Annotated in this window: 22 protein-coding genes; 7 read left to right on the top strand and 15 right to left on the bottom strand. The window is 70.3% G+C overall.

Features of this window, described 5'->3' with window-relative positions; translation table 11 throughout:
- Positions 1-55: 55 nt before the first annotated feature.
- From yajC to ElP_RS05895, 4 genes are all read right to left on the bottom strand, one after another.
- The gene (gene yajC, locus ElP_RS05910) at positions 56-451 is read right to left on the bottom strand and encodes a preprotein translocase subunit YajC (protein WP_145267738.1); all 396 of its coding nucleotides are present in this window, start codon (positions 449-451) and stop codon (positions 56-58) included.
- Positions 452-562: 111 nt separating this feature from the next.
- Entirely contained in the window at positions 563-1,678 is a 1,116-nt protein-coding gene (tgt, locus tag ElP_RS05905; protein WP_145267737.1) for a tRNA guanosine(34) transglycosylase Tgt, read from the bottom strand.
- Between the two features lie 119 nt (positions 1,679-1,797).
- Complete coding sequence (locus ElP_RS05900) at positions 1,798-3,177, bottom strand: DNA-directed RNA polymerase subunit alpha C-terminal domain-containing protein (protein WP_145267736.1); 1,380 nt, start codon at positions 3,175-3,177, stop codon at positions 1,798-1,800.
- Between the two features lie 158 nt (positions 3,178-3,335).
- A complete protein-coding gene (locus ElP_RS05895; RefSeq protein ID WP_145267735.1) occupies positions 3,336-4,826 on the bottom strand; it encodes a DUF1570 domain-containing protein in 1,491 nt (496 codons plus the stop codon).
- A gap of 183 nt (positions 4,827-5,009) precedes the next feature.
- Between ElP_RS05895 and ElP_RS05890 the strand changes: the two genes are divergently transcribed.
- Complete coding sequence (locus ElP_RS05890) at positions 5,010-6,038, top strand: hypothetical protein (RefSeq protein ID WP_145267734.1); 1,029 nt, start codon at positions 5,010-5,012, stop codon at positions 6,036-6,038.
- 48 nt (positions 6,039-6,086) lie between these two features.
- Here ElP_RS05890 and ElP_RS05885 read toward each other — a convergent pair whose 3' ends face one another.
- The 8 genes from ElP_RS05885 to ElP_RS05850 all read right to left on the bottom strand — a co-directional run bounded on the left by ElP_RS05885 (position 6,087) and on the right by ElP_RS05850 (position 13,577).
- Positions 6,087-7,295, bottom strand: a complete 1,209-nt coding sequence (locus ElP_RS05885) for a glycosyltransferase (RefSeq protein WP_145278249.1) — start codon at positions 7,293-7,295, stop codon at positions 6,087-6,089.
- A gap of 67 nt (positions 7,296-7,362) precedes the next feature.
- Positions 7,363-8,460, bottom strand: coding sequence for a Gfo/Idh/MocA family protein (locus ElP_RS05880; RefSeq protein WP_145267733.1), 1,098 nt, complete (start codon positions 8,458-8,460; stop codon positions 7,363-7,365).
- 41 nt (positions 8,461-8,501) lie between these two features.
- Complete coding sequence (locus ElP_RS05875) at positions 8,502-9,659, bottom strand: Gfo/Idh/MocA family protein (RefSeq protein ID WP_145267732.1); 1,158 nt, start codon at positions 9,657-9,659, stop codon at positions 8,502-8,504.
- Between the two features lie 571 nt (positions 9,660-10,230).
- Entirely contained in the window at positions 10,231-10,626 is a 396-nt protein-coding gene (locus ElP_RS05870) for a VOC family protein (protein ID WP_145267731.1), read from the bottom strand.
- A 120-nt stretch (positions 10,627-10,746) separates the two neighbouring features.
- Positions 10,747-11,175: a VOC family protein gene (locus tag ElP_RS05865; RefSeq protein ID WP_145267730.1), complete on the bottom strand. Its 429-nt coding sequence runs from the start codon at positions 11,173-11,175 to the stop codon at positions 10,747-10,749.
- 720 nt (positions 11,176-11,895) lie between these two features.
- Complete coding sequence (locus tag ElP_RS05860) at positions 11,896-12,249, bottom strand: VOC family protein (protein ID WP_145267729.1); 354 nt, start codon at positions 12,247-12,249, stop codon at positions 11,896-11,898.
- Between the two features lie 24 nt (positions 12,250-12,273).
- Positions 12,274-12,987 (bottom strand): VOC family protein, encoded by a 714-nt coding sequence (locus tag ElP_RS05855; protein ID WP_145267728.1) that lies wholly within the window; start codon positions 12,985-12,987, stop codon positions 12,274-12,276.
- On the bottom strand, positions 12,984-13,577 hold the full coding sequence (locus ElP_RS05850; protein WP_197446741.1) for a MarR family winged helix-turn-helix transcriptional regulator: 594 nt from the start codon (positions 13,575-13,577) through the stop codon (positions 12,984-12,986). Before ElP_RS05850 ends, ElP_RS05855 begins: the two co-directional genes overlap by 4 nt.
- Before the next feature lie 73 nt (positions 13,578-13,650).
- Between ElP_RS05850 and ElP_RS05845 the strand changes: the two genes are divergently transcribed.
- Positions 13,651-13,845 (top strand): hypothetical protein, encoded by a 195-nt coding sequence (locus ElP_RS05845; RefSeq protein ID WP_145267727.1) that lies wholly within the window; start codon positions 13,651-13,653, stop codon positions 13,843-13,845.
- A gap of 300 nt (positions 13,846-14,145) precedes the next feature.
- Entirely contained in the window at positions 14,146-15,117 is a 972-nt protein-coding gene (locus tag ElP_RS05840) for a HEAT repeat domain-containing protein (RefSeq protein WP_197446740.1), read from the top strand.
- A gap of 501 nt (positions 15,118-15,618) precedes the next feature.
- Here the strand turns inward: ElP_RS05840 and ElP_RS05835 are convergent.
- The 3 genes from ElP_RS05835 to cimA form a co-directional block, all read right to left on the bottom strand.
- Entirely contained in the window at positions 15,619-16,044 is a 426-nt protein-coding gene (locus ElP_RS05835) for a bis(5'-nucleosyl)-tetraphosphatase (protein ID WP_145267725.1), read from the bottom strand.
- A 24-nt stretch (positions 16,045-16,068) separates the two neighbouring features.
- Positions 16,069-16,299: a hypothetical protein gene (locus ElP_RS05830; RefSeq protein ID WP_145267724.1), complete on the bottom strand. Its 231-nt coding sequence runs from the start codon at positions 16,297-16,299 to the stop codon at positions 16,069-16,071.
- A 212-nt stretch (positions 16,300-16,511) separates the two neighbouring features.
- Complete coding sequence (gene cimA, locus ElP_RS05825) at positions 16,512-18,131, bottom strand: citramalate synthase (protein ID WP_145267723.1); 1,620 nt, start codon at positions 18,129-18,131, stop codon at positions 16,512-16,514.
- A 233-nt stretch (positions 18,132-18,364) separates the two neighbouring features.
- On the opposite strand from cimA, the gene ElP_RS05820 reads away from it, so the two are divergent.
- From ElP_RS05820 to ElP_RS05805, 4 genes are all read left to right on the top strand, one after another.
- Positions 18,365-18,667, top strand: coding sequence for a hypothetical protein (locus tag ElP_RS05820; protein WP_145267722.1), 303 nt, complete (start codon positions 18,365-18,367; stop codon positions 18,665-18,667).
- Positions 18,668-18,741: 74 nt separating this feature from the next.
- Positions 18,742-19,419, top strand: coding sequence for a uracil-DNA glycosylase family protein (locus ElP_RS05815; RefSeq protein ID WP_145267721.1), 678 nt, complete (start codon positions 18,742-18,744; stop codon positions 19,417-19,419).
- A 115-nt stretch (positions 19,420-19,534) separates the two neighbouring features.
- Positions 19,535-19,957 (top strand): BlaI/MecI/CopY family transcriptional regulator, encoded by a 423-nt coding sequence (locus ElP_RS05810; RefSeq protein ID WP_145267720.1) that lies wholly within the window; start codon positions 19,535-19,537, stop codon positions 19,955-19,957.
- A gap of 21 nt (positions 19,958-19,978) precedes the next feature.
- A complete protein-coding gene (locus ElP_RS05805; protein ID WP_145267719.1) occupies positions 19,979-21,523 on the top strand; it encodes a M56 family metallopeptidase in 1,545 nt (514 codons plus the stop codon).
- Positions 21,524-21,535: the final 12 nt, after the last annotated feature.

The following is a 21,535-nucleotide window of genomic DNA, read 5'->3' as shown; positions in this document are numbered from 1 at the left end:
TCCCTCGATGGCCGGGCCCGGCCCGCCGCCCGGGCCCGGACTTCCGATCGCCGATTCAAGAGGCCTTCTTCTCCGCCGCCCCGACCTTGTCGGTCGCGCCGGCCTCGACGAGGCCGGCGATGCTCGACTTGCGGCAGGTCAGCTTGACTCCCTTCTCGTCGTCGATCCGGATCACGATCCGGTCGGCCTTCTCGTCGACCGAGACCACCGTGCCGAAGATGCCCGACTCGGTCAGCACCCGGTCGTTCTTCTTCAGGGCCTTGATCATGTTCGTCCGACGCTTCTGGTTCTGCATCGGCATCCAGAAGAACAGGAAGAACGCCAGCAGCAGCACCGGCCCGAACTGGACGACGAGCACCATCCAGGGGGGCATGGCGCCCTCTCCCCCGCCGGCCGCCGGGGCGGCCTGGGCGAGGATCGGCACGAGCGGCGAGCGGGAGGATCCGGACATGGTCGGGGGTCGGTGCCTCGTAGATCGACGGGGGGGCGAGGTCAAGGGGCGAGTCTCTCGGCGACGATCGGTTCGATCGAGCTCGACGAGACGATCGAGTCACTTTAACGCTCACGGGCCGAGGGCTTCAAGCGCCTCCGCCCGGAATTGGACGTACCGGCCCTCGCCGATCGCCTCCCGGGCCGTCCGGACGAGCCGATGCAGGAAGGCGAGGTTGTGGATCGAGGCGAGGATCGGCCCGAGCATCTCGCCGGCCAGGAACAGGTGGCGGAGGTAGGACCGGCTGAACCGGGAGCAGGCCGGGCAGTCGCACCCCTCCTCGATCGGCCGGGGGTCGGCCTTGTGCGCCGCGTTCCGGAGGCGGACCGGCCCCCGCATCGAGAGGCAGGTGGCGTTCCGGCCGTTGCGGGTCGGCAGGACGCAGTCGAACAGGTCGACCCCTGCGGCGATGGCGTCGAGCACGTCCTGGGGGCGGCCGACGCCCATCAAATACCTTGACTGGTCGGTCGGCAAATGGGGAGAGGTCACCTCCATCGCCTTGCGGACCTCATCCGGGGACTCGCCCACGCTCACCCCGCCGATCGCGTAGCCGTCGAAGCCGAGCTCGACGAGCCGCTCGGCGCACTCGCGGCGGAGATCGGCATGGGCCCCCCCCTGGACGATCCCGAAGACGGCCTGGTCGGCCCGGCTCCGGGCCTCCTTGCAGCGTCGGGCCCAGCGGATCGTGCGGTCGGTGGCCTCGGCGATGGCCGATTTCTCTGCGGGGAGCGCGGGGCAGTGGTCGAGGACCATGGCCACGTCGGCCCCGAGCGACTCCTGGATGGCGATGGCCCGCTCGGGGGTCAGGTCCAGCAGGCTGCCGTCGAGGTGGGAGCGGAAGGCCACCCCTCGCTCGGTCAGCGAGGCCCGGTCGCTCATGCTGAAGGCCTGGAAGCCGCCGGAATCCGTGAGGATCGGCCCGTCCCAGGCCATGAACCGGTGCAGCCCGCCCAGGCGAGCCACCACCCCCTCTCCCGGCCGGAGGGCGAGATGATACGTGTTCGCCAGCAGCATCCGACTGCCGGAGGCCCGGAGCAGCTCGGGCAGGACACCCTTGACCGTCGCCTGGGTGCCGACGGGCATGAAGGCGGGCGTCTCGACCGCGCCATGGGGCGTGTGCAGGACGCCCGTGCGGGCGGCCGAGCCGGGGTCGGTCGCCTGCAATTCGAAGCGGACGGGGGCGGGCATGGGGAGGTCTTGGGGCGATCGGGGAGGGTGGGACGGCCGGCCGACGACCGAGGACGGCTGATCGGGGTCCGACCATCCGTCATCGGTCCTCCGTCCCGGGAGCGCCCGTCGGGCTGGGCTCAGTCGTTTCGCAGCTTCAGCCCCATCTCGGTGAGCTTCTCCCGGACCTCGTTGAGCGAGGTGACGCCGAAGTTCTTGCACTCCAGCAGCTCGTCCCCGGTGCGGCTGAGGAGGTCGCCGATGGTCTGGATGTTGAGCTTGGACATGCACTTGCGGGATCGGACCGAGAGGTTCAGCTCGCTGATCGGCTTGGCCATCGTCGCCCGCTCCTCGGGGGAGATCTCCACGGCCGCCGGGCCCATCGGGGCGGCGGCATGATGGGCGGGGCGGCCGAGCCCGGTGGCGACGGCGGGGCTCCCGCGTTCGGCGGATTCCAGGGCCATGCCGAGCCGGAGGCCCTTGGCGTCCATAATCTGCTTGATCTCGGAGAGCGACGTCTCGCCGAAGTTCTTGGAGGCGAGCAGGGCGGCCTCGGTGGTCCGGGTCAGGTCGCCGAGCGTCCTGATGTTCATCTTCCTCAGGCAGTTGCGGCTGCGGACCGACAGCTCGAAGTCGGTGACGGGGATTTCCAGCAGGGTCCGGAGCCGGTCGTACTGCTTCTCCAGGCTCTCGTCATAGTACATGTCGCGGCTGGCGCGGCAGTCCTTGGCGTAGAGCCGGGCCCGGGGCTCGTTGCCCAGGTGGGCGAGGACCTGATTGTAGAAGCCCTCGGCTTCCCGGTAACGCTGGTCGTCCTCCCGGAGGATGCCCAGGTTGATGAGCGCGGCCAGGGGGACGGGGGGGTGTCGGAGGCACTGCTGGTAGTAGTCGATGGCGACGTCGTCGTTGCCGTAGAGGTCGTTGATATAAGCGAGCTGGAAGAGGGCGCCGGTGTGGTCCCGGTTGAGCGACAGGGCGCGCTCGAATGCCTGGGCGGCGAGGATCTGCTCCCCCTCGTCGGCGAGCATGCAGCCGCGCTGGTAGTGGTACTCGGCGGTGCCGTCGGCCTGCCCCTCCAGCTTCTCCAGCATCGTGCGGGCCTGCTCGGCCTTGCCGGCCCGGCGGAGGGCGCCGATGCGGTGCAGGGTGGCGAGCTTCGGGTCGTAGCCCGACTCCCCGGCGGTGGAGAAGGCGTCGGCGGCCTCGTCCCAACGCTGGAGGTTCTCCAGGGCCAGGCCCCGATGGAAATGGGCCATGCCGTCGTCCCCGGCCTTCCCCAGGTGCTCCAGCGCCTGGTTGTAGTGGCCGTGCAGGACCTCGGCGACCCCGAGCCGGAGATGGACGTCGGGGCCCATCGTCCCGTCCCGGGAACGGTCCTTGATGTTCTGCACCGCCTCGCGGAGGGTCCCGTAGCGCGACGGATCGCGCCCGAGCAGCTCGCGCAGGTCGGCCACCGTGGAGAGGTCGAAGGGGTCTCGGTCCATCAAGGCCCGGACGTCGGAGGTCATCTGCTCGGCCATCGCGTCACCTCTGCTCCTCGCCTCGGTCCCCCGATCGGGCCCGGCGCCGCGGAGCGCGACGCCGACGGGGAGGAGGGGCGAGAAAAGATCCTAATCTACCAAATCCAACCCCAGGAGCAACATGCGCCAGCGGCCCCGGCCACACAGCCGCCATGCACTCAATCTGGCTTCGGCTCGGTCGTCGCGGAGTCGAGCGGCGTCTCCAACCCCGACATCCGGCCGGCCCAGCGCGATCGGAGCCCGTCCAGGTCGGTGCCCATCGCCGCCCGGAACGAGGAGACGGCCCCGCCCCCGGCCCCCGAGGCGGCGAGGCCGGAGGGGTTCCGGAGCCGATCGAGGTACGAGGCGAACCGCGCCGGTTCCTCCGAGCGGAGGAACCAGACGAGGGCCCAGGCGGCGGCGTATCGGTCGGCGACGTATCCGGCCCCGAAGCCCTCGTCCCGCAGGATCGGCTCGATGGGGGGGGCCGACCGGAGGGACCGCCATTGGTCGAGCCGGTGCGGCGGGATCGCGGCGAGGCCGGCCCAGCGTCCTCCCCGGAAGGCCTCGAATTGCATGGCGATGCCCTCGTGAAGCCAGACCGGGAATCGATGATACGCCGGCGCCAGGCCGCTGGCGACCACGAGCTGGTGGACCAGTTCATGGACCGCCGCTGCCCCCTCGGAATGGCGGCGGTCGAGGTCCTGGAGCAGGTCCTCTCGCCGGGCCTCTCGGCGGAGGCGGGAGATGACCCGGGATGCGGCGTCCCGATCCAGGACCCTGGGCCGCTCTCCCGAGAGCTCGAGTCGGAACCGGGCGCCCGGGGGCACGGAGTCGAGGGCGGCCTCGGCCCGATCCAGCTCCCTGAGCCGGGCGAACCGGGCGGCCTGTCGACGAGATTCGTCCGCCCGGCTGCGGGGGGTGGTCACGAACACGACCCGTCGCGTCGGATGGTAGTAGCCCCGGGTCGTCAGGAACGACTCGCCGGCCTCCGATCGGATGTAGTCGAGGTAATCGGCCTCCTCGGCGAACCAGACGACCACCAGCTTCTCGGGGGGGACCTGGAGCCGGAAACCCTGGGCGGAGAAGGTCAGGTAGAAGGTCGTCATGACCCGGTCGAGCAACTCGAGGCGGTCGGCGGCCCGGGCATCGTCATGCTGGTGCAGGAGCACGATCCGGCCCGATTCGGAGACGGAGAACGGCCGGCCGGGGAGGACGTCCCGGAGGGAGGAGAGGTCGGGCCCCGCGGCGGGGCGATCCAGGAGGTCGAGGACCGAGACGAGGTGGGCGACCGGCCGGAAGGACGGATGCCGCTCGTGGGCCGATCGGAGCATCGCGACCGCCTCGGGGGTCAGGCCGCGTTCGAGCGCCCACCAGGCGGCCCGGTATCGACCCTCCGCGTCTCCGGTGAGGGCCCGGTCCCGGAGGCCGGGCCAATCGTCCTCGGGCCAGTGGCCGGGCTCGATGGCGAGGAAATCCTCGCGGAGGAACTCGACGGGCCCCTCGGGGCCGTCGAGCCGGACGGTCCGCCCGTCGACCTCCGCCGGGAGCTGGGCCGATCCGCCCTCGGCGAAGACGACCACTTCCGGGCGAGCATCGGTTGGCGTCCACCCGACCACCAGGGCGATGACGGCGATCCTTCGAGAGAGTCCGCCCGGGATTCCCCTCATCGCGACGCGCTCCCTGCCCCGGGCACTGCCCGCCCGGAGGGCGGGAATTCGAGGGGCGGACCTTTGACAATCGCCCGTCGCCGTGCGACCGTTGGCGGGCGTCCGGGGGCGGGTCGACTCCGGCCCGGCCGGACCCACCCATCCCCGACTCGATTGAACACGAAACCACCGAGGATCGCGACCATGCGACCGCAACGACTCGCGGCCGGCGCCCTGGCGGCGCTGGCCGGGCTGATCGCCGCCGGGCCCGCCCCGGCCGCCTTTCAGGGGGACCCCACCGTGGAGATGGTCGAGTTCGGGGGCTGGGGGCGCAACGTCAAGCTCAGCAACGGGGACGCGGAGCTGATCGTCACCCTGGAGGTCGGCCCTCGCATCCTCAGCTATCGGCTGACGGACGGGGAGAATGTCTTCAAGGTCTACGACGAACAGCTCGGCGGTTCGGGTGAGTCGGGCTGGCAGATTCGGGGGGGGCACCGCCTCTGGGCCAGCCCGGAGGATCCGGCCCGGACCTACGTGCCCGACAACGGCCCGGTCCAGTACCAGGAACTCGGCCCGGGCCGGATCCTGGTCGTCCTGCCTCCCGACCCGACCTTCCACCTCCAGAAGGAGATGGAGATCGCCCTGGGGCCCTCGGGCAGCGGCGTCTCGATCGTCCACCGCATCCGGAACTCGGGCCGACAGCCGACCGAGCTGGCGATCTGGTCCCTCTCGGTCATGAAGCCCGGCGGCATCGAGGTCATCCCTCTGCCCCCGAAGGCGCCCCACGGCGGATCGGGTGGCGAGCCGACCGCCGAGGACTTCGCCCCGCAGTTCTCCCTGGCCCTCTGGCCCTACATGGACTTCGAGGACCCCCGATGGGGCTTCGGCTCCGACGCGATCACCCTCCGACAAGACCCCGAGACCGACCGGGGGCCGACCAAGCTCGGCATCTCCACCCCGCTGGGCGTCGTCGGCTACCTGAACGGCGGGACCCTGTTCGTGAAGCGGTTCCCGTTCGTCCCCCAGCGGCCCTACCCCGACCTCGGGGTGAACTACGAGACGTTCACCAACGCGGACATGATCGAGCTGGAGTCCCTCGGCCCACTGGTCCGGCTTGGCGTGGGGGAGGCGGTGGAGCACCTCGAGCGCTGGGAGCTAGTCGGCGGCGTCGAGGCCGGCGAGGGTCCCGAAGGGGCGAAGCAGGCCGTCCTCCCGGTGCTCTCGAAGGACTGATCCCCCGCCCCGACTCGATCGCGCCTCGGCGAGGACCCGCCCGGGAATTCACGCCGAGACGGGCGTCGACGAGGCCCGGGTCGCCCCCGGCCCTGCCGTCGGGAAGTACGAGGCGAGCCGTGCCGCCTCGGTACTGACGTCGTGGTCGGCGGCGACCCGGGCCGCGCCGGCCGCCCCCATGCGTCGGAGACGGTCGGTGGAGGCGTCGAGGGCCTCCTCCATCGCGTCGGCCAGTTCGCCGACCGCCCCGGCCGGGACGAGCCAGCCGGACTCCCCGGGCCGGACCAGTTCCGGGATGCCCGCGATGGCGGTCGAGATCACCGGCCGGTGCAGGGCCAACGCCTCCATGATCACGACCGGCAGCCCCTCGGCGAAGCTGGAGAGCACCAGGGCCCGGCTCGACCCCAAGGCCTCCCGGACCTCCGGGCCGCTCCGCCATCCGAGCAGGGTGACCTTGCCCCGGAGCCCCCGGCGCTCGATCAGCTCCTCCAGGGCGGCACGCATGGCCCCGTCGCCGATGACGGCCAGCTCGAACTCCCGGCCGCGTCGGGCCAGCTCGGCGGCGGCCTCGACCAGGACGAGCTGGCCCTTCTGGGGGTCGAGCCGGCCGATGTTCAGCAGCCGGGGAAGGTCGGGCGGGTCGGTCGCCTCCTGGCGGAGGAACTTCGCGTCCAGCCCGCAGCGGACGACCCGGACCTTGTCCCAGTCGTCGGGATCGGACCAGCGCCAGAGCTGGCTCCGGCCGAAGGAGCTGATCGCCGCGACGAAGGAGGCGTGGCGGACCTTCTCGCCCAGGGCCAGGGCCCTCGGCGAGTCGAACTCCTCGGGCCCGTGGACCGTCAGGCTGTAGCTCGGCCCGCCCAGCAACCGGGAGAGCAGCGCGACGGTGGCCGGGTTGGTGCCGAAGTGCACGTGGACGTGCGCGACCCCGTCCCGATCGGCCCAGCGCTTGAGCAGGCTGGCCTCGGCGAGGTAGGCCAGGTGGACGCCGATCCCCCGGCCGGATGCCTTGCCGATCCGCCAGGCCGCCTGCAGGGACCGGAGGAACCGACCGGGATGACGCACCGCCTCGGCGAGCGTCGCCCCGAGCAGGCCGATCGGGCCGGCGTCGAGCAGGCGACGGGTCCGCTCGTACTCGAGCTGGTCGTCGGGATCGACCCGGGGGAGGCCCGAGTCCCGGACGGCGTACCGGGCGACCGTCCAGCCGAGATCCTCCAGCGCCGCGATCTCCCGGCGGATGAAGGTCAGGCTCGGCATCGGGTACGAGTTCACGAGGTAGGCCAGGCTCGGCACGGAAGGCTCCCGTTGCGGGCACGCGGTGGAGTCAGGGATTCGACCCGAGGTCTCCCCAGCGCCTGCGGACCTCGTCCAGCACGTCGAGGATGGCGATCGACTCGTCCAGCGGCATGACCGGGCTCTCGGTCTCCCCGGCCCGGAGGCATCGCATCGCCTCGGCCGCCTGGTACTGGTAGCCGTTGCCGGAGAGGGGCACGACCAGGTCGCGTCGGCCTCCCCGGGCGAGGTCGATCAGCGGGTCGATCCGTCGGGCGACCGACCTGACCACGGGCATCCCCTTGAGCAAGGCCAGCCGGCCGCCGCCGCTTCCATCGGCACCCGGCGAGATCGGGGAAACGGATCGGACGGTCAGCCGCTCGGGGCGGTAGAACGGCTCGGCCACCCGGATCAGGCCGCCGGAGCCGGAGAGCACGGCGTCGTTGCCGGTCGCCCCGGTGAGGCTGGCCGAGAGGTTCGAGAGTCGACCGCCGGAGTGCCGAAGGACCAGGCCGACCCGGTCATCGACCCCAGATTCGGCCATCGAAGCGAACCCGACCACCCCCTCGACCGGGCCGAGCAGGTCGAGGGCCATCGAGACGAGGTAGACCCCGAGGTCGAGCAAGACGCCCCCCCCCTGCCCCGGATCCCAGAGCCGCCCCCCCGGCCGGTACTCGAACGGGTAGCCCATCTGGGCCGAGAGCATCTGGACCTCGCCGATCGTCCCCCCCCGGACCAGCTCCCGGAGCCGGGCCATGCAGGGGATGAACCGGCTCCACATGGCCTCCATGCAGAAGAGGCCCGCCGATCGGGCCAGCTCGGCGACCTCCCTCGCCTCGCCCGCATTCAAGGCGAATGGCTTCTCGCAGAGGACCGGCTTGCCCGAACCGAGGGCGAGCACCATGTGTTCGCGGTGCACGTGATTCGGGGTGGAGACGTAGACGAGGTCGACCTCGGGAGAGGCGACCAGCTCCTCGACGCTGCCCACCGCCTTCGGGATCCGGAGCCGCTCGGCGAGGCCCTTCGCCCGGTCAAGGGACCGGGATCCGACGGCGGAGACGACGGCGTCGGGCAGCTCGGCCAGGCCCCGGGCGAAGGCCTCGGCCATCGATCCGGCGCCCAGGATGCCCCATCGGACGGTGTCGGCCATCGTCGGTTGCCTCTTCGTCCGCCCCGTCGTCGCGTCCCCGCTCAGGCCCCCACGGCCCAGGGCATCGGGGAGACGGGATCGAAGGTGGTGGTCAGTCTTCGAGGGGAACCCATCCCCTCGGGATCCTGCAGGGTCAACGTGATCTCGTTCACGTGCAGGGAGAATCGGGGGGAGAGGCGGCAGGGGCGGCCCTCCCGGATCGATGCGGCCAGCTCGGCCACCCCCCGGGCGTAGTCGCAGCGGTTGGAGCCGACGGTCTTGTAGTGGAAGTCGGCCTTGCGGACGAGCGGCTGGCGACGCTCGCCGAGGCCGACGAGCCGGGCCAGGGTCGGATAGCGTTGGGCCCGGAATGAATATTTCGACCACCGGCTCAGGTAGACCGGGGAGGCCATGTCCCAGCAGTTGGCGACCCGGAGCACCCCCTCGTCGCCGAAGATCCGCATGGAGTGGTCGTGCGAGGCCACGATGCTGTTCGTCAGGCGGACCACCATCCCGGAGGCAAACCGGATGCAGCCGGAGGTGAAGTCCGGGGTGTCCGGGGGGTCAAGCGGGACGGGGCTCTTGTCCGGGATCTGGCAGGAGGCAAAGGAGGTGACCGACTCGGCCGGCCCGAACATGGCGGCGAGCCAGGTGAGGTAATACCCGGCGTGCTCCAGGGTGCAGCCGACCTCGAACTCGTCCCGGAACGGCCAGGCGTTGCCCGAGGCGCTGAGCCAGCCCCGATAGTTCTCCCGGTGCAGCAACCCCTCGTCCAGCTCGGCGTAGGCAAGGCAGACCTTGCCGACGGCCCCCTCCCGGACGAGCTTCCAGAGGGTCTGCGCCGCCTCCCCCAGCATCGTGCTCGGGGCCGAGGCGATTACCAGGCCGGCGGCTTCGGCCTGCCCCACGAGGGCGACGGCCCGGGGCCATTCGGTCGCCAGCGGTTTCTCGGTGTAGACGTGCTTGCCGGCGTCGAGCGCGGCGGTCGACACGTCGAAGTGGGCCCGGGGGTTCGTCAGGTTGACGACCAGCCCCACGCGATCATCGGCCAGCAGCTCGGCGTAGTCCCGATAGCGGTGCAGGCCGTGGTGCTTCGCGAAGCGGTCGGCGCGTCCCTCGTCCTGGTCGGAGACGCCGACCAGCTCCAGCTCGGGGTGGTTGGTCAGCGTGGTGACGTAGTAGTCGGCCACGTAGCCGCAGCCGACGATGGCGATCCGCATCCCGATCCTCCGCGCTCCCGCCCGCTTCGCCGGGGCGTCCGGCGGCATTCTAGGTCCTGTCCGGTGGATCGTAAACCTTGAAGCAGCGACGATTCATGGCCACCTCGACCACCGCCGAGGTGGACAACTCCAGCCCCTCGGATCGGGTGAGCCGCCGACGGCATCCCTCAGTCTGACGACGCGCCGCTCCAGCCCATCCCGCCGCCGCGACGGATCCCGATCGAAATGCCGATCCCGTCGCCGGTCCCTGGGGATCGGTCGGGATGACCGCAAGGATTCATCGGCGACGCGGATCGAGACGTAAATGCCGTCCGCCGGATCATTCCCCCTCTCCAGCCAAACGCCGGTGCGAAGGCGGGGGCGAGCATCGCCGGGCTCCTCGATCATGGCGGCGCCTCGCTGAGCGACGGCTTCCGGCGGGAGCCGGGTTTCCCGGGGAGGGTCTGCTCGCCGAGTTCCGTACGGGAACCGGAAGGCGACGGCATCGCCGAGCGGTTCATCCGCACGATCGAGGCGTCTCTACGAGACCCCGACCGGGCGACCGAAGCCGATTCGCCCCCGGCCCCAGGCTTCACGCGAAATTCAATTGCCAGGAGACGCCGAAGCGGTCGGTGAGCCAGCCGAACCGCGCGCTGAAGCCGTAGTTGCCGACCGGCATCAGGACGCTCCCACCCTCCACCAACCGGCCGAAGGCGGAATCCAGCTCGGCCTCGCTCTCGCATTCGACGAACAGGGACATCGCCGGTGTGAACCCGAACCCATGCTTGACCGGGCTGTCGATGCAAAGGAAGGCGCGGCCTGCAAGGGAGAAGGTCGCCAGCTTGACGGTGCCCTCCTTGCCCTGCTCACCCGTCCCATATCGCTCGACATGGGTGATCCCCGAATCGCCGAAGAGCGACGTGTAGAACGTCATCGCCTCCTCGGCGACCCCCTCGAACATGAGGTGCGTCAAGACCTCGCGTGCCATCCGGATTGCCCTCCGTTAAGGTGTTGAGCCGGGGCGATCCGTCCGCCTCCCCGGCTCGTCGGACCGGTCGCCTCACTCGCACGGGGCCCCGGCCAGGGCGGCGGCCATCCGCTCCTGCATCTACTCGGGCGTCAGGTCTTCGAGGTGCTCGGCGATCGACCAGTGGTGGCCGAAGGGGTCGACCAATTTGCCGTAGCGGTCGCCCCAGAAAGCGTCCTCCAGCGGCATCTTCACCGTCGCGCCCGCCTCGACGGCCCGGTCGAACGTTGCGTCGGCGTCGGTGACGTAGAGGTGGATCGTCACCGGTGAGCTGCCCTCGGGGCCGACCGACCCGTAGCTGGGGAACTCGTCGGCGAGGAAGAGCCGGGAGTCGCCGATTTGCAGCTCGGCGTGCCCGATCTTGACCCCACCGTCCTCGGCCGGGAAGGGCATGCGGCAGACCTCCTCGGCCCCGAAGGCCCGCTTGTAGAACTCGATGGCCTCGGCGGCGCCCTTGATGACCAGGTGCGGGGTGATCGCGTGGTAGCCGGCCGGGATCGGATGACCCATGGTTTCCTCCCGTCGAGACGTGCGCCCGGCTCAGAACCTGGCCACATGGCCACGTTCCACGACGGGCACGAGGATTGGAACCAGATATCGGCGGCTTGCCGACGTTTGTACAGTCATCCTGGAGAAATGCAAGGAGTTCGCGCATGAGGGCCCGCGGGACGGGGTGGGTGGGCGTCTCCCCCGCGCCGGGCTCGTTCGAGGTGCGACTCGCTCCCATCGCCCACGCGACGCCTTCGGCCCCAGCCGATCCCCGAGGCGTTCCGAAAGGGGATTCACCCCTCGGGCCGTAAACGGCCCTCCGAGTTGCCGACCCTGCGTCATCCGCTCGCGGATCCCAACAGGGCACGTCCGCCGTTGGGGGCTCATACAGAAGTACGGATCCTGAACCCCTGGCCCCTCGACGAGATGGACGGGCGTGACCCGGCTGCGGGGGCTGATCCTCGACCCGTTTCGCCCCGGGTTCGACGCGTGCGGGAAGCACACCGGCGGGCTCGACACGCCCTTGTGTAGCGGAAGGGCGTGCCTCTGCGGCCGGTCGCGCTGGACTGCGAGAGAACCTTCGGGAAGGTGGAGGCCGAGGACCAGGATGGGGTTGAGAGATGGCGGCTCTCCCGGCTCAACGGCCCGAAGCTCACCTCGACGCGCTTCGTGGCGACCCGCGGCCGATTCCTCGAAGGCGGCCAGGCACGACTGCAGGTCCACGACGACGATGATCGCGGGTCAGCTCAACACTTCGATCACGATCCCGCCCGGAGCCTCGAAGTAGAATGTCCAGGAACCGTGCTGCTTTGACGGCTCGGGCACGTCATACCCGTCGGCCTTCAGTCGGCGGTTGATCTCGTCCACCTTCGCCGGGCTCTCCTGCCCGAAGCCGATGTGGAACGCCCCGGGATACCTGACCTCGGCGGCCCCGTCGATGTTGGTCAGGGTCAGGATCATGCCCTGCTCGTCGCGCAGGAAGGCAATCCGGTCGTTGCCCGGCAAGCCCTGGGGGTCGAGCTTGAAATACGCCATGAGGAAGCCGCGTGCCGCCCGGACGTCCGTGACGGCGAGGTTGATGTGATTCAGGACCATCGTCGGCGCCCCTTGTTCTCGCGTTCAACTCCGCATCCGCTCGATCTCCTCGACCGCCCGGACTTCGACCCTGAGCTGCCCTCGCTCCTCGTCTGTAAGGTCGATCGAAGCCAGTTCCTCGCGTGCCGACCGGGCACGCCCCTCGTCGTTCATCGCCAGGGCCAGTTCGACGCGAGTGTTCAGGACGCGGGCACGCTCCTCCGGCGGCGCGCCCGCATCCCGCGTCAGGGCCAGGTCGAGGACCTTGGCCGCCGCCGCATCCATCCCCCGCACGTCGCGGAAGTTGGCCGCCGTCTCCAACGCCCGCTCCATGGGCGAGAGCTTCGACCAGGCCTCCGCGTCGGGGTACTCGTACTCCGGCTCGTCGCGGGCGATGAAGAGGATCGAGTTGCCGGTCGGATCGACCAGCGTGAACCGGCTCTGGCCTTTCCTCAGCCGAGAGATGCGGGGCAGCCCTGCGGTCGGGACCCGGCCGAGCGAGGCCTTCAGGGCATCGGCGATGGCCCGGTGATGAGGCTCGACGGCATCGACCATGACCAGGCAGGTGGCCGACTCGCCCCTCGGGTTGGGTTTGCCGCCGCCCACGAAGTGCAGCTCGAAGCCGCCCCGCTTCACCGCGAGATAGACATAGGGCTTGAGCTGCCGGTGGGTCATTTCGAAGCCGATCGCCTGGTAGAACGTCGGCGTCTCGTCGGGCGAGGCGCACGCGAACACGGGGATCGCATGCTCTGCGCTCATGGTTCCCTCCCGGGCATGCGAGTCGATCCGGCCGAGCCCTCCTCGAGCCGCTGCCGTGCCCGCCTGAGCCCCTCCACCGCCGTACGAAGGGCCTCTTCGCCGACCGCCTTCCCGGTCCTGTCCGCCCAGATCGCTTGCCGGGCCTCGACCTGCCGCAACGCAATCCGGCCCTTTTCGGTCAGCGCGATCAGCTTGGCGCGGCGGTGGTGCGGATTGTCCCGATACTCGACGAAGCCGTCCCGCTCCAGGGCGTCGGCCGTCGTCTGCACGCTCTGGCGGGTCAAGCCCATGATCCGGGAAACATGGGCAACCGACACCGGGGCGTGGTCGACGACGCCGAGCACCTGCCATCGGGCGGAAGTGAGCCCCGACGGTCCTGCCATCCGGTCTCCGGCGGCGAGCAGGAGGCCGTTGAGGCGGAAGACCTCGAGCACCAACTCGGTGAACGCGTCGCCCTCGGCGGACTTCTTCGGCATTGACAGGATTCTGACGAATTCGCAGGAGCCTGTCAATAACACCGGCCACCCGGCTCGCCGCGATGCGATGGGCTCGGCGGTCCATACGTCCACCGGGTGCAGCAGGGCCGGCAAGCCCGGCGGCACCGGCGACTCGCGGCCCCATTCCCGAGCGGGCGCGCCGGGGCCCGGACCACTCGACGGCGAGATGACGCACCTCGTCCGGGTTCCGCCTGATGTCGATGCCGACGATCTTGCCACCCTCGATCTCCTGGAGAGTCGTCTCGTTCGATCCGCCGGCGTCGACCGCAACGAAACGGAGAAGGCCGTTGATCCATCCATGGCGGACGAGGCGGCACGGATTCGTCGCGAGGATGCATGCAAGGCCCGCGTGCAGTCGTAGGATCTTCCCGACGCCGAGCATCGGTCGCCTCGCCGCGGACACCCTCCCGCCCCCGCCGGAGTGGAGCCACGTCGTCGACCAGCAGCGAACGAAGCCCGTCCAGGGCGCCATCCCGGGTGGCCGTGAGGGACGTTTCGGCGATTCGCGGTCCTCGGTCTGCCGCCGGCGGGAAGCGGGGGCGAGATGCTCGGACGTGATCCCTCGCCCGCCGGGCGAGCTGTCGGCTTGCGGCCGAACGGGCCCGGCTCCGGTATGATGCTGGCCCGACGACCGCCGTCTCACCCGGCCCCGGAGCCGTCCATGGCAGCCCGCCGATCGCTCGACGACACGCTGGCCGCGCTCCGCGCCCTCCGGGGGCAGGAGCTCACCGCCGCGCAGGTGGCCGAGCTGCGGAAGCGGATCGGCGACCGGTCGAACCTCGTCGTCGCCGCTGCGGCGACCCTTGTCGCCGAGAACGCGCTCCACGACCTGGCCGGGGAGCTGGAGGCGGCGTTCGACCGCTTCATGGTCAATCCGCTCAAGGTCGACACGCTCTGCCGGGCGAAGATCGCCATCGTCGAGGCGCTGGACCGGTTGGAGCACCAGGAGACCGGCGTGTACCGGAAGGCGGCGACGCACGTCCAGCTCGAGCCCGTCTGGGGAGGGACGGAGGACTCCGCGCCGCCGTTGCGGGCGGCGGCCCTCGTGGCACTGGCGCGGGCCGAGGGCGTTCGATCCCTGCCGATGCTGGTCGATGCCATGGCCGATCCCGACAGGGACGCGCGGATCGCGGCGGCCGTGGCGCTCGGGGCCGTCGGGAGCGAGGCCGCCGGCCTGGTGCTGCGGCTGAAGGCCCGCCTCGGCGACCGCGACCCCGACGTCTTATCCGAATGCCTCGGCGGCCTGCTGGCGGTGGAAGCCGGGGAGAACCTGCCGTTGGTGGCCGATTACCTCGATCCGGCCAATCCCTTCGCCTGCGAGGCTGCGGCCATGGCGCTGGGCAAGTCCCGACTGCCGGAGGCGTTCGAGCCGCTGGCGGATTGCTGGCGTCGGGCCCACTCGTTCGAACTGAAACGGCATCTCCTCCTGGCGCTCGCGATCCTCCGTCGCCCCGCCGCGCTCGATCTCCTGGCGGAGATCGTCGCGACCGCGGAGGAACCGGACTCTGCCGCCGCCCTGTCGGCGCTGGGCATCTACAAGGACGACCCCCGCCTGCGCGATCGGATCGCGGGGATTGTCGCGGAGCGGGAGAGCCCGACCCTTCAGACGGCGTTCAGGCGAGCGTTTCGGTAGGGGCGTCTCGTTCCTTGGTGGCTCAGCAGCCTCGCACTTTTGGGCGTGCCAGTCCTAAGGGTCTGGGCCCGGCAAGATCCGTCAAGTCCGCCGCCCTCGCCGGGTTCCGTTCGACCCGGCGGCCCCGACCATCCCTCGGGGCCAGCGTCCGTACCGGCCGGCAGCAGTCGTCGCGGTACAAGCTCAAATAGATCACCGCCTCGTGATCCCGCCAGTCCTCGCTGAACCGGTACGTCTCGCGGGCCTTCCGTGCGTCGCGGCGGCGATCCGCCCCGTCCTGCCGCCGCACGAGGGCCGCGTTTTGATCGACCGGCTGGCCCCCGAACCTCCCCATGTGGTGATCGGTGCCGGCCCGACGGGGTAATCCTCGTGGCGGACGTGGGAATGCGTCTCGCCCGAGGGATGCATGATCGGGCCGACACCGTGCAACGTTGCCGAGACATCAGGACGCGGCCCGGCAATCACCGAAGCCGAGGTTTCGGGCGAGGGGGACGGGCCGTCTCAGGCGTCGGGGCGGCCGAGGTGATCGGCGACGGCGGCCAGCAGCGGGTTGATCGTGTTCGGCTGGATGTCGTGGGGCGGTCGCCACTCGATCCATTCGTGGCCGAGGTGCTCGGTGACCTCGATCGCCACGCGGTCGGGGACGGTGGCGAGGTAGATCACCAGGGTCTTGTGGTCGCGCTCGCCGGTCTTCTTGCGGATCGGGTAGTAGACCTGCTCGAACCGGAACGAGGTGTCGAGGTCGATGGAGTCACGGCCGATCCCCGTCTCCTCCTCCAACTCGCGGAGGGCGCACTCCAGGTCGGACTCGCCGGGGTCGACCCGGCCCTTGGGCAGGTCCCAGCGGTCAGCGTGCCGCATCAGGAGGAAGGACCGGCGCTCGGAGCGGGTCATCAGGAGGACGCCGCAGGCTCGAATTCGTCTCATAAGTTTCGAATGGGGGAGCGGAAATCAGGGGCGCGAGGCCGAGCGGGGGTCGATCGCTCGATGGTAGTCCACGGCGATCTCCAGGCGAGTCCGGGCTACGATCAGGAGCCCCATCGCGAACGTCGTCCAGAGCATTGCGACCCACAATCGAGACCTCGACCAGGAGGAACCCGCAACCGCCCAGAAGATGGCGGAGAGGCCGATGAGGATCAGCGCCGGGATTAGAGGATGGGTCAGGACGGGCTTCCATCCCATCTCCACGATCGCTGAGGGGACCTGCCTCCCAAGGACGAGCGACCCGCCGAAGCTCCCAATGCTCATCAACCCGCAAAGGAAAGCCGGCAGTAGCCGAGGGCTGATCTTCCAAACTCGCCCCGGAAAGCGGGTGTGGGCGTTCGAGTCTCCGGAGGGAGCCTCATAAGGATTGGATTGACCGGAGGAGGTCATGACGTACCCCCTCGGCCAGGTCAAGAGGACGACGTTGCGGACGCAACGACCTTGGCGGCGGAGTATCCCTCCGTACGCGCGTCTTTCGAGAGCTTGTGGTCGAAGGCGTCGACCAGGGCGAGCCAGCTGGCCTCGATGACGTTCTCGGAGACGCCGACGGTGCCCCAGACGGAGTCCCGGTCCCGGCTCTCGATGACGACCCGGACGCGGGCGGCGGTGCCGGCCCGGGCGTTGATGACCCGGACCTTGTAGTCGACCAGGTTCATCTCCCGGAGTCGGGGGAAATGGGGGTCGAGGGCCTTGCGGAGGGCGCCGTCGAGGGCGTTGACCGGGCCGTCCCCCTCGCTGACGGTGTGCTCGACCGCCTCGCCGATCCGGAGCTTGACGGTGGCCTCGGTGATCGGCGGGCCGCCGTCCCGGGCCTCGACGCTGACGTGGTAGTGCAGGCGCTCGAACCAGTTCCGGTAGCGGTTCGCCTCCTTCTCCACCAGGAGGACGAAGCTGGCCTCGGCGGCCTCGAACTGGTAGCCCTCGTTCTCGAGGTCCTGGACCCGGGAGAGGACCCGGGACATCAGGGCGGAGTCGTGCTCCAGGCCGTGCTCGGCCAGCTTCTCGGCGATGTTGGAGCGGCCGGACAGCTCGGAGACGAGCACCCGGCGCTCGTTGCCGACGAGGCCGGGGTCGATGTGCTCGTAGCTGCTGGCGACCTTCCGGATGCCGTGCACGTGCATCCCCCCCTTGTGGGCGAAGGCGCTCGGGCCGACGAACGGCTGGCCGTTGCGGAAGTTCAGGTTGGCCAGCTCGTAGACGTACCGGGAGACTTCCGTGAGGTGGACGAGGCTGCCATCCCTCAGGAGGTCATACCCCTCGTACTTCAGCGCGAGGTTGGCGATCACGGAGCAGAGGTCGACGTTGCCGCAGCGCTCGCCGATCCCGTTGATCGTGCCCTGCACCTGGGTCGCGCCCCGACGGACGGCGGCCAGGGTGTTGGCGACTGCCAGCTCGCCGTCATTGTGGGGATGGATCCCGAGCGGGACGGAAACGGCGGCCCGGGCCGCGTCGACCGCCTCGGCGATCTGCTCGGGGAGGGTGCCGCCGTTGGTGTCGCAGAGGACGATCCAGGAGGCGCCTGAGGAGGCGGCGGCCTGGATCGTCTTCAAGGCGTACTCGGGGTTCCTCTTGTAGCCGTCGAAGAAGTGCTCGGCGTCGTAGACGACCTCGGGGCCGTGGGGGGCGGCGGCGAGGAAGGCGACGGAGTCGGCGATCATCCGGAGGTTCTCCTCCAGGCTGACGCCGAGGATCTCCCGGGCATGCAGATCCCAACTCTTGCCGACGACGGTGATGACCGGGGACCTCGCCCCGGCCAGGGCGTTCATGCCGGGGTCGTCCTCGGCGGCGACGTCCCGCCGCCGGGTCATGCCGAAGGCGGCGACCCGGGCGTGGGAAAGGTCCAGGTCGCGGACCTCCCGGAAGTACGCCTCGTCCTTGGGATTGGAGAGGGGGTAGCCGCCCTCGATGGTGTCGATGCCGAGCTCGTCCAGGCGGGCGGTGATGAGCAGCTTGTCCTGGAGCGAGAAGTTGACCCCCTCGCCCTGGCTCCCGTCGCGCAGGGTGGTGTCGTAGATGCGGATGCGCGTCATGGGCGATTCACCTGGCTCGGATCGGGTCGGTCGACGCTCTGGCGCTCGAAAGACAGGCCATTCTATCAATCGAAGGCCCTCCCGACGACTCCCGGACACGGCTCGGGGGCGGGGGTTCACCCCGGTCGGGCCCCTGGCAGCGGAGTTGCGGGCTGAGTCGCATCGAGGCCCGGCCCGACGAGCCCCCCCGAATGAGACCTCGGGACATTGTCGCTTCATCGGAGTCGACACGCATGAAGGACACAAGGGACAAGCAAATCGACTTCAGCGCGGTCCCGGGGGCCGCTGCCGTCGGTACGATCCTCGGCGCGCTCTGCGCCTTGGCGTACTTGAGGTTCACCACCGCAGCCAACGGCCGGGTGGATGATCCCGAGGGTGCGGCAGCTCAAGGGATTGCACGGCTCTTCGACGCGATTTTCGTGATCGTGGGCGGCCTCATGCTCGGAGCGGCCCTCGGCCTCGGGGAAGGCCTGGCGTGGCCCCTCGCCAGGAGGGCAATCATCTCCCGTCGATCGGGCGACACCGATGAGGGCTGACCGGTGCTGCCTCGCGGCCCACCGCTCCTCATTCCCAGGTCAGATCCCCACCATTCGAGGGAGCCTCGCGATCCATGAGCACCGTCGATGAGCTGATCGAGGCGATCCATCAGGAGGCCCTTCGGGCCGACTTCCCGATCGACGAGCCGGTCTACCTCCAGGCGAAGAAGGACCCGAGGCGGCCAATCCTCTTCGCCGGCTCCCTGTCGGCGCCGATCTGCTCCTTCGGCCGGGACCTGGGGAAGGACGAGGTGGCGTGGGGACAGCCCCAGGTCGGAGCGGGGGGGAAGCTGGTGAGGAGGGAGGTCTACCGCAAATACGTCGGCGAGCCGACGGCGGACGACCCCCGGCTGGATCGGGCGCTGGAACACGTCTTGCTCTCGAATACGGTTCCCTACAAGCCCCCGGGGAACAAGGCATACTCGGAGGCGGTGAAGGCTCGTTTCCGCCCGTACGTCGCCGAGTTCCTGGCGGGGCACTGGGAGGGGGACCGCGTGCTCTGCCTGGGGACCGAGGCGTTCCGATGGTTCGCCCCCTACGCGGGGCCGGGGGCGGCAGACGACTTCTGGAATCGGGAGGACCGATACGAGGCCGAGTTGCCCTGCGAGCTGGTCGCCGGGACGCCCGGGGGTGAGATCCGGAAGGCGCTGATCGTCTGCCCGCTGCCGCACCCGTCGCCGCTGAATCGGCGGTGGTATCCGCTCTTCCCGGGGTTACTGAGGGCGAGGCTGGATGCGTCGGGGGCTGGGTGATTGGCTCCCGAATCGGGGATGTCCGTAAGGGTTCGGCGTTGTGCGAGCCGATGCGGTCCGATACGTTACGGTGACGAACGATGCCGTTCTTCCAGCCAGCCGGGGAGGGTCTTCGATGCGCAAGGTCCAGATGGTCACCGACCGAGAACTGGAGATCCTGAAAGTCCTCTGGGCGCGGGGTAGGGCCAGCGTGAGGGAGGTCCAGGAGGACCTGGTCCGGGACACCGGGCCGGTAGCCTATAGCACCGTCCAGACGCTGCTGAACATCATGGAGGACAAGAAGGGGATGGTCCGTCACGTCGTGGAGGGGCGGACGTTCATCTACATCCCGAAAAAATCCCCCGAGCGGACGATCCGTGAGCTGACACGCCGGTTCGTGGACCGGGTGTTCGACGGGGCGCTGGACCGGGTGCTGGTCGCCCTGCTCGACTCGAAGCCGCCGACGGCCGAGGAGCTGGACCGGCTTCGGGCGATGCTCGACGCGGCCGAGTCGCAGCCGGCCGGGTCGGCGTCGGTGCCCGAGGGGTCATCGGACTGATCCGATCGGACGGGATCGTCGATGGGGATCGGTCGCCGAGGATCGGTCGCCGACGGGACGAGCGGGCGGCGGGGGGACGAGCGGATGGTCGCGGCCGTCGATCGCCTGGGGCCCTGGCTGCTGGACGTCGGGGTGCTGGCCTCGGGCTGGTTCGGGCTGGTAATGCTGCTGATGGTGGGCACCCGCCAGCCGATCCGGAGGCGGGACCTGGCCCGGGCGGGGGCCATCGGATCCCTCGCGTTGATCCCGCTCTCGGCGGTCCCGATCGGGAGGGTGGGGTACACCCTGGATTTGCCCGGGGCCGTCGGCCCGGTCGCGGCCGAGGCGATGGGGCGGGCCTTCTCGGCGATCCCGGTCGACCTCGCCCGGGTCTTGACGATCGGATACCTCGCCGCGGCGGCGGCGGGGGTCGGCTGGTCGCTGCTTGGCACCTGGGCGATGCGCGGCCTGGTCCGAACCACCCGGCCGGCCTCGATGGGCGCCCGGAAGCTCTACCAGGCCCTCCCCTTCGAGGGCGGAAGCCGCCGTCCTGCGTTGGGCGTCTCGGATCGGGTCCGGAGGCCGGTGCTGGTGGGGGGACGGAGGCGGACCATCGTGATCCCGGAGGATTGGGACCGTGACGATCCCGCCGCGGCCGTCCGACTCCGCCTGGGGATGCTCCACGAGCTGGCGCACGCCGAGCGGGGGGACCCGGCCTTCCACTGGGTCGCCGGGGTCTCCCACGCGGTCTGGTTCGCCATCCCGTTCTCGTGGTGGCTACGCCGCCAGCTCCGGATCGACCAGGAATTCCTGGCCGACAACCGGGCCGCCCGATCATTCGGGGACGCGGCCTCCGGCTATGCGGCCTCCCTGGTCGAGACGGCGGCCAAGGGGGCCCGTCCCGGATCGTGGGGAGTGACGACGCCGGGGGGCTCGGACCGGGTTGACCTGGACGGCTCCCCGCTGCTCCAGCGGGTGGCGATGCTGGTGCATTGCCCGTTCCCGGTGGAAGGCAGTTCGCCGGCCTCCTGGAGGTGGGGGGTGCCCCTGGTCGCGACCCTCGTGCTGCTGGCCGCCAGCCGGCTGAATCTCGCCCTCGGGCCGCCCGGGGAGTCCTCCCCCGGCCCGGCCGGGCGGCCGGTCGCCTTCGGCCTGAGCGACCTGGAGATCGACGTTGCGACATCGCACCGGTCGCTCAGGCTCCCCGCCCGCCTACCCGACCGCTTCGATCTCTCGATGGACTTGCTTGCCGAGTCCTCCACGCTCGGCGAGATCGCGGTCGCGGGAGTCCCGCTGGGCCGGATGGCCCGTGTCCGGCCGGAGGACGCGCCGGGTCCCGAGGCCTGGCATCGGGTCCGGCTGGTCGTCCTGGGAGGATTGGCCCGGCTCTGGGTCGATGGCCATCCCCGGGCCGGGGTGACCTGGGACCCCATCCCGGGGGGATTCCTGACGATCACGCCGGCGCCGGGGCGACCGCTCCGGGTCCGGGACCTCTCGCTCACGCCCGTGGCGGCCGATCCCGAGCCCCTTCCCGGAGCCGAGCCGGGGCCGAGGCCCTCCACCTCGCCGATGGCCTCGGTCCGGTGAGCCGGTCGGCGG

The sequence above is a fragment of the Tautonia plasticadhaerens genome, assembly GCF_007752535.1.
Taxonomy (GTDB): domain Bacteria; phylum Planctomycetota; class Planctomycetia; order Isosphaerales; family Isosphaeraceae; genus Tautonia; species Tautonia plasticadhaerens.
Note: the sequence above shows the minus strand (reverse complement) of the source record. Positions and strands in the feature narration are given on the sequence as shown.